This is a genomic window from Actinocrinis sp. (assembly GCF_035946395.1).
Lineage (GTDB): Bacteria > Actinomycetota > Actinomycetes > Streptomycetales > Catenulisporaceae > Actinocrinis.
This window is the reverse complement of the sequence record NZ_DASYZI010000379.1, coordinates 1-15,652: the sequence shown is the minus strand read 5'-3', so window position 1 is coordinate 15,652 and position 15,652 is coordinate 1. Positions and strand designations below refer to the sequence as shown.

At 69.5% G+C, this 15,652-nt stretch carries 12 protein-coding genes and 1 pseudogene; 10 read left to right on the top strand and 3 right to left on the bottom strand.

Annotation, left to right across the window (positions count from 1 at the left end):
* Nucleotides 1-814: cytochrome P450 (locus tag VGS97_RS23660; RefSeq protein WP_326855834.1), on the top strand; the 814-nt coding region annotated here is incomplete at its 5' end.
* Between the two features lie 45 nt (nt 815-859).
* Here the strand turns inward: VGS97_RS23660 and VGS97_RS23655 are convergent.
* The 3 genes from VGS97_RS23655 to VGS97_RS23645 form a co-directional block, all read right to left on the bottom strand.
* Nucleotides 860-2,002 carry a glycosyltransferase gene (locus tag VGS97_RS23655; protein ID WP_326855833.1) on the bottom strand — a complete coding sequence of 381 codons (1,143 nt, stop codon included), beginning with the start codon at nt 2,000-2,002 and terminating at the stop codon, nt 860-862.
* Complete coding sequence (locus tag VGS97_RS23650) at nt 1,999-2,814, bottom strand: nucleotidyltransferase family protein (RefSeq protein WP_326855832.1); 816 nt, start codon at nt 2,812-2,814, stop codon at nt 1,999-2,001. Before VGS97_RS23650 ends, VGS97_RS23655 begins: the two co-directional genes overlap by 4 nt.
* 169 nt (nt 2,815-2,983) lie before the next feature.
* Complete coding sequence (locus VGS97_RS23645; protein WP_326855831.1) at nt 2,984-4,309, bottom strand: glycosyltransferase; 1,326 nt, start codon at nt 4,307-4,309, stop codon at nt 2,984-2,986.
* 347 nt (nt 4,310-4,656) lie between these two features.
* Between VGS97_RS23645 and VGS97_RS23640 the strand changes: the two genes are divergently transcribed.
* The 9 genes and pseudogenes from VGS97_RS23640 to VGS97_RS29665 all read left to right on the top strand — a co-directional run bounded on the left by VGS97_RS23640 (nt 4,657) and on the right by VGS97_RS29665 (nt 15,520).
* Nucleotides 4,657-6,135 carry a condensation domain-containing protein gene (locus VGS97_RS23640; protein WP_326855830.1) on the top strand — a complete coding sequence of 493 codons (1,479 nt, stop codon included), beginning with the start codon at nt 4,657-4,659 and terminating at the stop codon, nt 6,133-6,135.
* 420 nt (nt 6,136-6,555) lie between these two features.
* Nucleotides 6,556-7,926, top strand: a complete 1,371-nt coding sequence (locus VGS97_RS23635; protein WP_326855829.1) for a peptide ligase PGM1-related protein — start codon at nt 6,556-6,558, stop codon at nt 7,924-7,926.
* A gap of 8 nt (nt 7,927-7,934) precedes the next feature.
* Nucleotides 7,935-8,888: a quinone oxidoreductase family protein gene (locus VGS97_RS23630; RefSeq protein WP_349262237.1), complete on the top strand. Its 954-nt coding sequence runs from the start codon at nt 7,935-7,937 to the stop codon at nt 8,886-8,888.
* Nucleotides 8,889-9,755, top strand: coding sequence for a CoA ester lyase (locus VGS97_RS23625; protein ID WP_326855827.1), 867 nt, complete (start codon nt 8,889-8,891; stop codon nt 9,753-9,755).
* Nucleotides 9,752-10,306: a MaoC family dehydratase gene (locus VGS97_RS23620; RefSeq protein ID WP_326855826.1), complete on the top strand. Its 555-nt coding sequence runs from the start codon at nt 9,752-9,754 to the stop codon at nt 10,304-10,306. The genes VGS97_RS23625 and VGS97_RS23620 overlap by 4 nt, the downstream gene beginning before the upstream one ends.
* 30 nt (nt 10,307-10,336) lie before the next feature.
* Entirely contained in the window at nt 10,337-11,455 is a 1,119-nt protein-coding gene (locus VGS97_RS23615) for a hypothetical protein (RefSeq protein ID WP_326855825.1), read from the top strand.
* A 242-nt stretch (nt 11,456-11,697) separates the two neighbouring features.
* Complete coding sequence (locus VGS97_RS23610) at nt 11,698-12,927, top strand: aminotransferase class I/II-fold pyridoxal phosphate-dependent enzyme (RefSeq protein ID WP_414641809.1); 1,230 nt, start codon at nt 11,698-11,700, stop codon at nt 12,925-12,927.
* Between the two features lie 11 nt (nt 12,928-12,938).
* Nucleotides 12,939-14,204, top strand: a complete 1,266-nt coding sequence (locus tag VGS97_RS23605; protein ID WP_326855823.1) for an MFS transporter — start codon at nt 12,939-12,941, stop codon at nt 14,202-14,204.
* 197 nt (nt 14,205-14,401) lie between these two features.
* Nucleotides 14,402-15,520: pseudogene (locus VGS97_RS29665) on the top strand (integrase core domain-containing protein).
* Nucleotides 15,521-15,652 lie beyond the last annotated feature (132 nt).

Genomic DNA, 15,652 nt, shown 5'->3' with positions numbered 1-15,652 from the left:
CCCGCTGCCCGCCGAGGTGATCGGCACGATCCTCGGGGTCGCCGAGGCGGACCGGCGCCGCTTCCCCGACCTGGTGCGCACCTTCGACGCCGTGCTCGAACTGGGCCAGCCGGACTTCCGCGACCTGCTCGCGGCCGACCGAGCGGCGGCCGAGCTGACCGCCTTCTTCACGGCCCTGCTCGCCGACCGGAGGGAGCAGGCGCACGACGATCTGGTCTCCGCGCTGGCGCAGGCCCTGGCCGAGAGCAAGGGCGAGGACGGGAACGAGGACGAGGCGTCGGCCGAGGCCGCCGACGAGCTGATCGCGAACCTGATCGTCTTCTTCAACGCGGGGTTCCGCACCACGGCCAACCTCATCGGGAACGGCCTGCTCCTGTTGCTGGCCCATTCGGAAGCCGCCGAGGCGCTTCGCGCCGATCCCTCGCTCGCGCCGGCGTACGTGGAGGAGATCGTACGGGTCGAGCCGCCGGTCCACTTCGCGGTCCGCTACGCGGCCGAGGACACCGAGGTCGCCGGCGTCCCGGTGCCGGCGGGCCGCACCGTGCTCGTCCTGACGGCGGCGGCCAACCGCGACCCGGAGCGTTTCCCGGATCCGGACCGCTTCGACCCGACCCGCGGCGACGATCAGCACTATGCCTTCAGCGCCGGCCCGCATTACTGTCTCGGCGCGATGCTCGGGCGCACCGAGGGCCGGATCATCCTGCCCCGGCTGCTTCAGCGCTTCCCCGATCTGGCGCTGGCCGCCGAGCCTGAGCCGCTGCACAACCTGATGCTGCGCGGCCCGGTACATCTGCCGGTGCGGCTGCGCGGCTGAGCTGCCCGGCGGTGCGGGGTCAGGGCCGTTCGGACCCGGCCGGGATCAGGCCGCCAGCCGCTCCAGGCGTTCGGCTGCCGTCTCGGCGCCGCCGGCCGCGGTGAATGAGGCGGCGATGCGCTCGGCGGCGGCCCGGTATGCCGGATCGTCGAGCAGGGCTTCGAGTGCTGCGGTGAACTGTGCGGCGCTGGTGCGGTCGAAGTGCCGGTGTTGTCCCGCGCCGGCGGCGGCGACCTGTCTGGCCACGATCGGGTGGTCGTATTTGATCGGTGCCACGATCAGCGGGATGCCGTTGAGCAGCGCCTCGCAGCTGGTGCTCATCCCGCCGTGGCAGATCATGGCGTCCACTCGGGGCAGCAACTCGGGGACCGGCGTGCGGGGGGCGATCAGCACGTGCGGCGGCGGGTCGGGGACCAGTGCGGCCGGCGCGTTGACCACCGCCTGTACCCGGCCGGACAGCGGTTCGAGCGCCCGGACCACCCGGGCGAAGAAGTCCCGGCCCAGGTCGGTGGCCACGGTGCCGATGGTGACCAGCACCAGTCGGCGATCCCGGTCCAGCGCCGCCCAGGGGAAGTCCGGCACGTCCGGGCGCGGGCCGAGCGCCGGGCCGACCGGCGCGAGGTGTGCGGGCGGGTCATGGCGACCGGTCAGCGCGGGCGTGGTGAAGTCGATCACCAGGTGGGGCGAGAAGCGCGGGTCGTGCTCCGGCGCGGTGCCGAGCAGCGCCTCGCCCGCGGCCGCCACCCGGCCTTCGATCCACCGCTCCACCCGCTGCACGTTGCGAAACGGCCGAGCCTGCTCCATCTGGGTGGGCGCGAGGCTCGCCCACCGCAGCCCGCGCCGCTGCGCCACCAGGCCGCCGGCGATGGCGTGCTGATCGGCGACCACTATGTGCGGCCGATAAGTCTCAGCCGCGCTGTCCACCTGAGGCGCGATGTGCGCGCAGAACGGGACGACGAAGTCGTCCCACAGCGACTGGACGGCCCGCAACCCGCGGTCGCGCTGCCCGCGATACGGGCGCAGCCCGGTGCCGAAGACGATCGCATCCGGGCCCAGCAGCGGCCGGAAGTAGCGTTCGGAGCCGACCCAGGCCACCTCGTGCCCGCGCCGGGCCAGTACCCGGGAGACCGCCGCCGCCGGGTTCGCGTGCGCGGCCAACGGCGGGACGACGAACAGGAAGCGGCTCACGCCGGCCCGTCCAGTCCCGATTCGAGGCGCCGGCGGACGTCGACGAGGCCGGCCGGCGTGCCGATGTCGTGGTACTGGCCGGTGTCGAACGGCAGGCCGAACACTTGCAGTCCGGATCGCGCGGCCAGCAGGAACGCCTCGCTCAGCAGCCCCTCGCCGGCGTCGGCCGCCCCGGCCGCGCCCGCGCGGACGAACTCGCGCAGCAGTTCGCCGAACGCGGGCGACCAGGCCGCGATGCCCCACACGGTCGTGACCGGCGGCACCTGGGGCTTGTCGACGATGTCGACCACCCGGCCGGTGCCCGGGTCGAGCACGACCGGCGCGAAGGCTCGCGGATCGGCGACCGGGAACAGGCCCAGGCTCAGGTCCGCGTCGCGCTTCTCGTGAAAGGCCAGCAGCTTGGCGAAGCAGTCGTCCGGTGCGAGGAGGGTGTCCGGCATGCCCATGCACACGGTCCGGTCGCCGATGAAGGGGTGGGCTAGGTCGAGCGCGTGCGGCATGCCGAGCTGCTCCTCCTGGCACAGGTAGGCCACCTGCATGCCGCGCTGCCCGCCTGAGCCGAGATAGCGGAAGACCTCCCACTTGACCGGGGAGAGCACGACGAAGGCCGAGTGCACCCCGCCGCGCCGCATCGCGTCCAGGACGTGGTCGATCGCGGCCTTCGGCACCAGCTGCGCAGTGCCGCACTCCCCGCCCTCTCCGTCCGCCGCGACCGTCTCGTACCCGATCTGGATCAGTTCCTTGGCGGCCCGATACGGCCAAAGCCGCGAACCCCCACCCGCCGCTGGCACGATGCCCAGCGGTGCGACCACGAGGACCTCCCTGGCTACGGGCCGGGACTCCGTCGGCGGCAGCCTTCTGTTATCAGAGATCTGCCGGAGTGGCGGCGGTCCGCGCAGGCCCGCGGGGTGCTCCACTCTCTTATCAGCATTCTTCGTTCATGGTAGCCGGACCCGGCCCGGCCCGACAACGGCCCGCCGGTCAGTTGATCGTCAGGATCGAGGCGTCGCCGTACTCGGCCACGGCCACGGGGAAGGCGCCGCGCAGTCCCGCCGCGGCGGCCTGGATGTCGCCGAGGAACGGGACCGGCAGCAGGTCGACCGGATCGGGGGCGTCGTGCGAGGCCACCAGCATCAGCCGGTCGGCCTTCTTGCGGCCCTGGGTGACCAGGACCCACAGTTCCTCGGGCGGCAGGAAGCGCCACAGGTCGAGATTGACCAGGACGTCGAACCGGACGTTCCCGAGCGGCCGCAGCACGGACCCGAACAGGTGCCAGTTGGTCTCGGTCAACGGCGCCGCGTGGTCGAACGTGCGCGAGCCCTCGCCGAGGGCCAGCGCCCCCAGGCCGCGGCCGATCACCAGCGCGCTGTGCCGCGAGAGCTCGTCGAGGACCGGCGCGGGCAGCCGCGCCGGATCGCCGAGGCCGCCGCCGCGCAACACGCGGACCGCGTCTTCGCGCAACCGTATCTGACCCATGATGTAGCCGAAGGTGTTGAGACTGTGTATCGCCTCCACGTCGTATGTCGGATGCTTGCGAACGAAGTAGTGGATGTTGTCCATCGCCGCCAGCATCGTCGGTGTCCTGCGATAGTCCGACATGTGGTATGCCACGGCCTCAGCGTCCATCTCGAACACGTCCGGCGACTGGCCGTGGTGGTGGAAGACCCGGTAGAAGAACTCGGTGTCGTCGTAGCCCCACCGGGTCATCGTCTCGTCGAAGCCGCCCACCGCCTCGAAGGTTGCCCGGTCGATCGAGACGTGGTGGCCGTGCGCCAGCAGCCACGGCGCCCGCCGGAAGTCGGCTTCGAACTGCGGCAGCAGGTGGTACGGGTACCGCACGTCGGCGCGGTACTGGTCGACCATCGCGGGGGTGATCGGCCGACCGTGGCGCAGCGCGTCCTTTCCCGCCCAGTCCAGTTCGACCCGCTGGCCGCACAACACGCCGGGCCGACCCGCGCGGGCCGCGTGGAACTCCAGGTGCCGGGCCACCACGCCTGGGCTCGGGACGTTGTCGGCGTCGAGCACCAGCAGCCGCTCCGCCGCCCCCGCCGCCCGGGCGGCGGCGTTGCGGTTGGCGCTGCGGCCCCGGTTGGTCTCAAGGCGAACGCAGGACACGTTGATCCGCTCGGCGTGCTTGTCGACGACCGGGGCCAGCGGCGGGCTCGACCCGTCATCCCCGACGACGACCTCGAACCGGTCGGCAGGCACGGTCTGCCGCCCCAGCGCTTCGAGTACGAGGTCGAGCGTATCGCCGTTGTTATACGCCGGGATCACCACACTCAACCGAGGCGGAGCGCCGATGGCCATGCCGTTCTCCTCCAGTGGGGTCGGTGTCGCCCGGTCGTCGGTGGTGCCGGTGCACGGCCCGGAGCAAGACCAGTGCTCGTCGTCTGCGATATGCGAAAGTCGGATGTGGACTATCGCAGGACGCGGTCACGCCCGCGATAGTCTCCGAACACTGACAACCCGTCAACCGGTCACTCGTCAGCGGTCCAGGCAGCGGTATCACGGCTCTTCGAGCTTAACCGTGGCCTTGTGTGCGGCTGTAGGCTCGTCCGCCGCTGCGCGTCGGCCGACCCTGCGCCGCCGGCCACGGTTAAGCTCGAAGAGGGGGCACCACCGAGTCAGTACCCGCACTCCCGAGGAGCTCGATGATGTTCTTCGCTGAGCCCGACGCCTTGCCCGAGGCGGTACGCTACGCGGCGGTTGCCGGCGTGGTGCGTGAACCGGGGGCGCCCGACCAACCGCCCGCCACGCCGCCCCTTCCCGCGGACCGGGTGACCGTCGCCTTCGCCGGCGACGGCGCCGGGACCGGGGAGCTCACCTGGGGCCAGCGCATGGTCTGGCTGTCGATGCTGAGGTGGGGCTGGCTCAACATCGGCGCGCCACTACCGCAGCCTTCCGACCGGACCGTGCAGGACGTGGCCGATGAGCTGCGGTACATGATGTCCCGCTTCCCTTCGCTGCGTACGAGGCTGCGGTTCGACGCCGACGGCCGGCCGTCCCAGGAGCTGTTCGCCGACGGCGAGATCACCTTCGAGGTTTACGACGCCGACGGGGACGCCGACCCGCAGAAGACGGCCCAGGCGGTGTACGAACGGTATGTGACCACGGCCCGCGACTTCGTCCGTGAATGGCCGCTGCGCGTTGCCGTGGTGCGCCGCGAGGGTGCGGTGACCCATCTGGTCATCGTCGCCTGTCATCTGGTGGCGGACGGCGTGGGCACCGCGGTGCTCTTCGAGGAGACCGCAGAGCGCGTCACCGAGCCGCCGCGCGGCATGGAGCAGCTGGAACTCGTCCGCTGGCAGGACTCGCCGGCCGGTCGGCGGCAGGCTGCGGCGGGGCTGCGCCACATCGAGGCCGAGCTGCGGTCCGTCCCGCCGCGCCCGATGCCCCGGTCGGCCGATCGGAGCGAACGGCGGCACTGGGCCGGCACCCTGACCACCGTCGCCCTGTACCCGGCTATGCAGGCGATCGGCCGCCGCACGCGCGCCGATTCCTCGACGGTCCTGCTGACCCTGTATGCCGTCGCCCTGGGCCGGCGGGGACTGCTGAACCCGGCTGTGCTGCGGCCGTTGGTGAACAACCGGTTCCGGCCAGGCCTGCGCAAGGTCGTGAGTCATGTCATGCAGGCCGGCGTCTGCGTGCTCGATGTCGCCGGGGCCACCGTCGACGAGGCGGTGATCCGCGCCCGCGGTCCCGTTCGGCTGGCGTATAAGCACGCTTACTACGATCCGGAGGAGGAGCTCGCGCTCATCGACCGCCTCGCCCGGGAGCGGCCGGGCGCCGCGCGCTGGGACGGCGACGCGTGGACGTACGTCAACGACCGGCGAGGCGAGACGTCCAGGTCCGCGGCCGCGACGCCTTCGGACGCGTCGGCGGCGGACGCGATCCCGCAGCTGCTCGCCCGCACCGAGTTCCGGCTGACCGAGTGGCGGGACAAGCCGATCGAGCCGCTGTACCTGAGCATCGACGACGCTGCGGACGGCATCGTGTTCACAGTGCGCGGGGACAGCTGGTACGTCACCCCGGCGGACGGCGAGGCGCTGCTGCGAGACCTGGAGAGCCTCGCGGTGGCTGCCGCATCCGACCCGGCGGTTCCCACCGCGGTGGCCGTCCACAACGGACAGTGAGTGTGCGCGCGGCCTTCCGGCCGCACCGCCTCCGCACCGCATTGTCTCAGTATACGAAATTGCCAGACCCCGCAGCGGGGACCGGGATGCAGCCACCCTGGCGGAGCACCCGTCAAACAACGTGCTTTATTTGGACTCGATCACGTCTGTACAGGTGGCGTGGCCTCCACGACCCGTCCACTCAGCGCCGCCGCCACGTGTAGCCTGCGATCTTCGTTGAATACTGATACTGGCCGACCAAGGTGGGCCGTGCTAGCTTGACTGAGGCGACGGCTGGCGCAGAGCCCTGATAGATCCGTTACGCCGTTCGACATGCGAGGATGGCGAACGCGATGACGCGCTCGCCATCGGCTCGGCATCAGGTCACTTATGATCCAAATCGGCGCCGCGGATTTGCGCCGCGATCTTAGGTGGGGTTTCGTGGCGTCGTTGATCATTGGCAACAGCCGCACCAGGGACATGGTTGGCGAAATGGCTTCGCTCACACCCGGTGAGCGGGAGTACGCCGGCTATTCGGCACTGCGTGTCCTGTGGTTTGCGAAAGCGGGAGACGTCGTCGTCCTACCGTGGCTGCCGAGGATGGAGTATTTGGCCTATGTCGTCGGCCATACTCGGACGGATATCGATTCGCTCGCCATTCTCGCTCCGCCGCCCGGCATCGACGGCGAGGGTCTGCTGACTCGGGATCGAATGGCGGACACGGGATTTCGCGAGCGCCTGCGGATGATCGTCCGGGAGCGCCGGGTGGATGACGTCCTGGCGGTCTACACCGATGCCGCCGTCGTCGAACTCGTCGACGCGGTGGATCTGGCCGGCGCGCTTCCGGGCAGGCCGTTCGCTGCGGCGCGCGGTGTCTCATTGATCAACAGCAAGGCCGTATTCCGGGCTCTCGCGGCCGGTGCCGGCATCGCGGTCGCGCCGGGCCACGTCGTCACCGAACCCGACGAGGCCGTGCGCGCGGTGGGCGAACTGCTGGCCGACGGGCACAGCGCCATGCTGAAAAAGGAGTTCCAGGGCGGCGGCCTCGGTAACGAGATCGTCAGTGCCACAGGAGGTGTGCGGCCGACGGGCGCGAATCGCGTGGTCGTCCTGTCGGACGACACGGCGATCGCGAACTACGTCGCCCAGCGCTGGGGCTGGCTCACTGTCGGCGGTCGCGACAGGCTGGTGGTGGAACGCTATCTGCCCGGCTGCGACACCGTATACGCGGAGTACCTACTACGCGACGAAGGCCCGAGGCTGACGGGTACCGGGCAGATCCTGATGGAACCGGTGGCCGCCGGTGAGATCGTCCCGGCGCCTGCGCTGACCGAGGCCGCTCATACCGAATTGGTGAACGAGGGCGAGCGGCTTGGCCAATGCGTTCACTCGATGGGTTATCGCGGCTACCTGAGCACCGACGCGATACTCACGCCTACCGGGGACATCGTGTTCACCGAGACCAATGGGCGCATGAGCGGTTCGACGCACCTGCACTCAGTCGTCCGCGAGCGCCTGCTCACCGCCGCCCAGCGGCCGCACCGCGTGCTGCTCGAACGCAACGGCGGCTGGACGGTGCCGTCGTTCGCCGCGGCCGATCAGTGGCTGACGCGAAACGACCTGGGATTCGACCCGGTGACTGGTAGTGGTGTCTTGCTGACGTCCGACTATCTCCCTGATGGCACAGTCACCCCCTGTATTGTCGCGCCCGATCTCACGGCGGCCACAGCGGTCGCGAGCCGGCTCGTGTCCGCGTCCCGCAGCACGGACATGACGCGAACGGCGTCCCGCGTGTCCGGTAGTGCTCTGTGACCGAGTGGATGAACGCCGTTGTCATGCACGCGGCGGGGGGACCGGACGTCCTGCGTGTGGAGCAGGTGGCCGAGCCGCTGCCTACAGACGGGGAGAGCCTGGTCGACGTCACGTTCGCCGGGCTCAACTTCGACGATCTGGACCAACGCGCCGACCCGGGCCGAGTGGTGCCCGCGGTGCTGGGCGTGGACGCCGTGGGCATTCGCCGGCGGGATGGACGCCGGGTTGCCGCGCTGCTACGGACCGGCGGCGGATACGCACAAGTCGCTGCCGCCCCCGACGCCCACACGATCGAGGTGCCCGACGACATCGACGACCAACAGGCGCTCGCCTTGTTCGAACAAGGCGCCACCGCCTATGGCGCACTAGTACTGGCCGGCCGACTACGCCCCGGCGAGACGGTCGCGGTGTCCGCCGCCGCGGGCGGTGTCGGCCACCTCGCGGTCCAACTGGCCTTTGCGTTGGGCGCCGGCTCAGTCATCGGCATCACCGGAACCGCCGCCAAACAGGCGTTCGTGACCAAACAAGGCGCCCAGGCACTCGTCGATGAAACAGGTACTGATCTGGGCGCGCGACTGCACGAGCTGACCGGTGGCCGCGGAGTGGACGTGTTCCTCGACTCCGTCGGCGGCGCACAGGCACAGTCCGCCCTGTCCGGTCTGGCCCCGTTCGGCCGACTGGTCACCCTCGGCTGGCGCCCGGGTGGGCACGTCGACGTGCCGCTGCAACGGCTGATCGAGCAGTCCGTCGGGTGTGCCGGCTTCTGGATGCGGCACGTCGTGGACAACCGGGAGCTGCTGTGCCACATCGCCCAGACCTTGTTCGACTTCGCGCGCCGAGGTCAATTGGTCGCGCACATCGATCGCGTCGTAGGCCTGCGTGATGTCGCCGCCGCCCACGTCGCGCTGGCTGCCAGGGCGACCGTCGGCAAGGTATTGATCGACGTGAACCAGGAGCCATGAATGTATACCCGCTACTGCCGTTCCGTGCTGTGCACGCCGGCGACCTCCCCCGATCGCTACGCCAAGTGTCACCGCTCCGGCGCCGACATCTGTCTGGTCGACCTGGAGGACTCAGTGTCCGGGCGGCGCAAGGAGGAGGCCCGCGGCGAGGCCGGCGCCTTCTTCTCATCCGCCGTGGGAACGGCACGGCACTGCGCCATCCGGATCAACCCCGTCACCGAATCCGAAGGCCTGCATGATCTCCTGGCCATCCAGGACTACCCGGTCAAGCCCGCCACCGTCCTCGTGCCCAAGGTCGAGTCGCCCCGCGACCTGGAAATCGTCGAACAGGTATTGCGGCCCCGGTGTCCGGGCGTGGAACTGTTCGCCGTGCTGGAGACGCCGCGAGGCGTGGAACGCGCCGCGCAGATCGCCGCGGCGTCCGGCAGCCTGCGCGCACTGATCTTCGGCTCCGCCGACTACGCCGCGGTACTCGGCATCGATGTGGACTGGGAGCCGCTGGTGCACGCGCGGGCCCGGGTGGTCAACGGTGCCCATACCGCCGGCATCCACGCGATCGACTCGCCCACCTTCGACCTGACCGACACCAAGGCCACGCACCGGGAGGCCGAACTCGCGCTGGCACTGGGGTTCAGCGGCAAGATCGCGCTCAACCCGGCCCAGGTGACCGTGATCAACGAGGTGTTCTCGCCTGGCATGGAGCAGCTGGAACGTGCCGCGCGCATCGTCGACGCGGCCCGATGCAGCGCCGACGACGTGACCACGGTCGACGGCGGCATGCTCGGCCGTCCGTTCTTCGAGGCGTCCCGGCGGCTGCTCGACGAGTTCGGGACACCCGACGACGCGGCCCGGATGAAGCACGCATGACCGAGGCGGAGACGGACGACGATGCGCCGTGGCTGCTCGGCTATCGCCGGATCGGCCCGCACCGGTACCGCGAAACAGTCGGGTTCTGCTACGAGGAACTGGTCGTCGGCACGGTGATCGAGCATCGGCCGGGGCGCACCGTGACCGAGATGGACAACGTGCTGATGAGCATGCTGAGCATGAACGCTTCGCCGCTGCACATCGACGCCGCCTACAGTGAGCACACCAGGTGGGGCCGGCCGCTCGTGTCGAGCCTGGTCACGTTGAGCATCGTCGGCGGGATGACCGCGCGCAGCACGAGCGGGCGCGCCGTGGCCAATCTCGGATGGGACCACATCCGCCTGCCCCATCCGGTCTTCGTCGGCGACACGCTCTACGCGCAGAGCGAGATCACCGGCAAACGCCTGTCCACGAGCCGGCCGGATGTCGGCATCGTCAGTTGCCGCACCGAGGGCCGCAAGTCCACCGGCGAGATCGTGCTGACCTTCGAACGCAGCTTCATGGTGCCCACCGTGCGCGGTGACGACGCCCACGACAGGGCCGGCTACTGACGCCGAACAGGTTCCGAGAAGGGACATGACGTGACCACGACTGACAGTGTCCGCAGCGTTCGCTCCGCGCCCGAACCGGAGCCCGTCCGCCGGCCGGGCGTGCACTCCTGGGACGAGTTCACCACGCTGCGGGAGATCATCGTCGGGGACGCCAGCGGCACGGTGGTTCCCGACCAGAGAGATCCGTCAGCGTGGCTGAGCTCATACCCGAAGCTGACCGCAGCGCAGCTGGCCGAGATCGAGGTGGGCGCAGTACCCCGGCACATCATCGAGGAGGCGAACGAGGACCTGGCCGAGCTCGCGTCCGCCCTGCGCGGCCTGGGCATCACGGTGCACCGCCCGGCCGTGCCCGATCACGACGCCGAGTTCGGTTCGCCGGCGTGGCGCAGCCGGGGGCGCAGTTCGTACTGCCCCCGCGATCTGACCCTGGTCATCGGTTCGACGATCATCGAGACGCCCAGTCCGATGCGGGCACGCTACTTCGAGCTGTTCGGGCTGCGCGACCTGTTCCAGGAGTACCTGCTGGCCGGTGCCCACTGGATCGCCGCGCCCCGGCCCCGGCTGCCGGACGAGTTGTTCCTCGTCGACGCCGACGGGCTGCCCGATCTCGGCGAGACCGAGCCGGTGTTCGACGCGGCGAACGTGCTGCGGATCGGCCGTGACGTGCTCTACCAGGTTTCCCGCAGCGGCAACGAGTTCGGCCTGCGCTGGCTCCAGGACACGCTCGGGGTGTTCGGCGGCCTGCGCGTGCATCCGTTGCGGAACGTCTACGGCCACACCCATATCGACAGCACGATCGCGCTGCTGCGGCCGGGGTTGGCGCTGCTCAATCCGGCGCGCATCCGGCAGGACGCCGTACCGGAGCCGCTGCGGAACTGGGACGTGCTGTGGTGCCCGCCGCTGCGCCCTCAGGTCCCACCGAGTCGGGCCACCCTCAGCGAGGTGTGGATCGGCATGAATCTTCTGATGATCGATCACGAACACGCCGTGGTGGACGCGGGCCAGCCGGAGCTGATCAAGGCGCTGGAGGGCAAGGGCATCGCCGTGCTCCCGCTGCGCCTGCGGCACGCGCAGGTGCTCGGCGGCGGCTTCCACTGCGTCACCCTGGACACCGTGCGCGACGGCGGCGCCGAGAACTACCTGGACTGAGAAGGTGCGCGGGATGAATTGTCGGGCTCGCGGGCCGATGGCCTTCGCCTGGCCGCGTCGTCGTCGGTCGGCGCACCTCCAGTGCGCCTCCCTCCTCCGCCTTGCCATGCTCGGCCTTCGACCCTCGACCCTCGAGCCCACGCGGCGCCAGCCGCATACCCAGCACTGCCGACAATCCATCCCGCGCACCCTCTGATTCCGCCGCACCTCGACCGAACGGAGAAACAGTGACCACGACAGTGGTGGACCACCCGGGCGAGACGCCCGAGGCGACCGGTCCGCACCGCTACCGCAACAGCGAGCGAATGCTGGCGGTGGCCGATCCGGTCTGGCAGGCCGCAGCCGATCACGGGCTGATCGACATGCACGTGGACGCGGCGTCCGACTACGAACTGGTGATACGGGAAACCGGCCACCGGTTCGTGAACATGTGCTCGTGCTCCTATCTGGGGCTCAATTCCCACCCGAAGATCCTGCGGGGAGCCGTGGACGCACTGGCCACGGCCAAGTCGACCTCGCTGTCGGTCTCGGCGACCCGGATCCGGCCCAATCTCTCGGCGGCTCTGGAGGACGAACTGGGCGACCTGTGGCAGGCCGACATCCTGCTCGGCCTGTCGTGCAGCACCCTGACGTCCGGCATCCTGCCGCTGCTGGCAGGCGGCCAGGTGGCCGAGGGCGGCCCCCGGACGATGGTCTTCGACCGCTTCGCCCACTTCAACCTCGCCCATGTGAAGCCGATCTGCGCCGACGAGAGCCTGGTGCTCACCGCGCCGCACAACGACCTGGACTATCTGGAGGACGTCTGCCGCAAACATCCGCGCGTGGCGTACGTCGCGGACGGCGCGTATTCGATGGGCGGTGCGCTCCCGCTGGAAGGGCTGCTGGAACTCCAGGACAAGTACGGCCTGTTCCTCTACATCGACGATTCGCACTCGCTGTCCGCAGTCGGCGAGCACGGCGAGGGCTACGTGCGCTCCCGGGCGCAGCTCAATCCACTGACCATGGTGGTGGCGTCGCTGGTCAAGGGGTTCGGCACCGGTGGCGCGGTCGCCATGCTCGGCGACCGCGGCCTGGTCCGGCTCCTGCGACGTCACGCGGGACCGGTGGGCTGGTCGCAGAGCCCCGACAACATGGTGCTCGGCGCCTCACTCGCCAGCGCGGCCCTGCACCGTACGCCGGAACTCGGCGAGTTGCAACGACGGCTGCGGGACAACGTCAAGCTCTTCGACCGGTTGGTGCCGACCCCGCACGCGGGAAACGACTTCGCCGTGCGCGTGATCCCCGTCGGCGAGGCCGACCGGGCCGTCGACCTGTCGGTGCGGATGTTCGAGAGAGGCTACTACTGTTCGGCGGTGTTCTTCCCCATCGTCGCCAAGGGCGAGGCCGGGCTGCGGATTCTGCTCCGCGCCGACCTGCCGAGCGCGCTCGTCACGGATTTCGCATCATCGGTGACCACCGAATTATCGGCCTGAGAAGGCCGACGATGGTGGCGGTGCACACCCCGGCGGGCGAGGTCGACCGGCTCACTCTCGGGGCCCTCATCCGTCTTCGAGCCGCGTTCACGATCTCCTCGATCGGCGACTGGATCTACCGATTCGCGGTTCCGGTGCTGGTGCTGCGACTGACCGGTTCGCCGCTGGCCACAGCCCTCACATACGTGGTCGAGTTGGTGCCCTACGTGGTGATCGGACCGTTCGCGGGTCTGGTCGCCGACCGATTCCCCAGACGCACCGTCATGATCCTCTGCGACTCGGCCTCCGCAATCGTCGCAGCGCTCCTGGCGCTACTCGCCCGCGCCAACCACCCACCCATCGCAGCCCTGTACACCATCGCACTGCTACTCGCATGCATCCGCCCGTTCTACTTCCCCGCACTACAAGGCCTGACAGTCGAAGGCGTGCCGGAAGAACGCAGAGCCGGATTCAACGCATGGACACAGGTAACCGACGGCCTGCTGTCCTTCAGCGGCCCAGTCTTCGGCACCGCAATCGTCGCAGCCGCAGGCACCGGCACAGCCACCCTGATCAACGCGGCAACGTTCGCAGCCTCGGCCACACTGCTCGCGTCAATCGCCCCCGGCGCGACCAGACGAGCACGGCCACGGCCCCCCACCTCGTCGTCCGGCATCCGCCGCGGACTGGCGGTGGGATTGCGCACGATCGGGTACTCCCCGGCCATTTTGTGGGGAACCGTACTGATGACCGCTGCCAACTTCGCCGCGTCCCTGATCGAGGGCAATCTGGTCTACGTCCTGCTGCACAGCGAAGGCCAGTCCAAAGTGGCGCTGGGCATGGTCTTCAGCGCGCAGGGAGCCGGCGCGGTCGTCGCGGGCGTGCTGGCCCCCCGCCTGATGAAACGCACCTCGGCCGGACTGGTGATCTCGGCCGGGATGGCGCTCTCAGTGGTGGGGATGGCCATACCGGCGGTGCTGCCGATATGGGGCGCGATCGTCGCGGGCGCGGGTATCGGCGGCGCGGCGTTCGCGCTGGTCGTCGTGTGCTGGTTCACGAGTCTCCAGCGGATCATCCCCGCCGAGCGCATCGGCAGGTTCGTCGCAATGGGCCGGGCCATCGCCTACGCCACGCTCCCGGCAGGCGCCGTGCTCGGCGCGGTCCTCCTGAACGCCTCCGGGTCCGTGCGCGCCCTGTTCACCGTCGCCGCCACCATCCAACTCCTCGTCGCGATCGGCACCGTGCGCTCCCCCGTCACCCGAATCGCCGCCGCCGACACCGCGCCGTCCCGATACTGAGCTCACCTGGCCGCCGACAGGACTATGAACGCCTTCGAGGCACGCCCGTTCGCCGGACGCAAGTGGAACCCTGCGCTTGCCGATAACTTCATCCGTGCTGCTCAGGACCATGTCCGGCAGCCCGGCAAGGGTTGCACGGAGTAGCGTACTGTGACACGTCCGGATCCCTGGCCAACGTCGTGCCATGGTGATCGATCGTGCTGCTGCGACTGGCCTACCTCGGGTGAGCAACGCGTTCGCGTCGCTGCGACTGCTGCCGATGAGCGATCGAGACAAGGATGCGGAGATCCTGGCACTACGGCAGCAGCTCGCTGTCCTACAGCAGCAGCTCGCTCCACAGCGGGTGCGATTCGCCCCAAGTGATCGAGCGCTGCTCGCGACGCTGCTACACCATCTGCCAGGCGCGTACTCAAACACCTGCACCTGGTCGTGCGTCCGGACACCGTGTTCCGGTGGCACCGCGACCTGATCGCCCGGCGGCACGCGCAGCGCAGCCGACCCAAGCACGTGGGGCGGCCGCGCACCGTGCGCTCGATCCGCCGCTGATCCTGCGGCTGGTGCGTGAGAACCCGTCGTGGGGATACCGCCGCGTGCACGGCGAACTGCTGGTCCTGGTCCTAGGCGTGAAAGTCGCCCCGTCCACCGTCTGGGAGATCCTCAAGGACGCCGGGATCGACCCGGCACCCGAACGCAACGCCACCACCTGGGCCGCGGCCGCGTTCCTACGCTCCCAAGCCAAGCCGGCGCACTGCTCGCGTGCGACTTCTTCGAAAAAACGGTCACTCTGTCCGGCGCCCGACCCGACTGTACGTCTTCGCGGTGATTGAGCATGCCAGCAGACGGATCAGGGTTCTGGGCGCCACTGCGCACCCAACCGCTGCGTGGTGACGCAGGCCGCCAGGAACCTGGTGATGGACCGGGAAGACATCGGCACCCGAGCCCGGTTCTTGATCCGCGATCGGGACGGGAAGTACCCCGACCTTTCCGACGCCATCCTGGCGGACGGGGGATCGAAGTCGTGCTCAGCGGCGTGCGGATGCCAAGGGTGAACTCGATCATGGAGCGATGGGGTCCAGACCTGCCGACACGAACTACTCGACCGCACCCTGATCTGGAACCAGGCCCACCTGCTGCACACGCTTCGGGAGTTCGAGCAGCTCTACAACGATCATCGGCCTCACCAGGGCATCGCGAACGCACGCCCGCTCCACGCTCTACCCGCACCGCTCGCTGATCCAGGGCAGATTACACGCCTCGACGTCCGAAGACGCGACCGCCTCGGCGGCATCCTGCACGAATACGAACATGCAGCCTGACCTGCACGGACGAGGTTATCGGCAAGCGCAGCGCCCGCTGGAAAGGCCCCGAAGGCAGCATCCCGGAATGGCCGAGCAAGAGCGGCTTCCGCACCAAACGCGAAGCCCTCGACTACGGCGACGACCACGAAG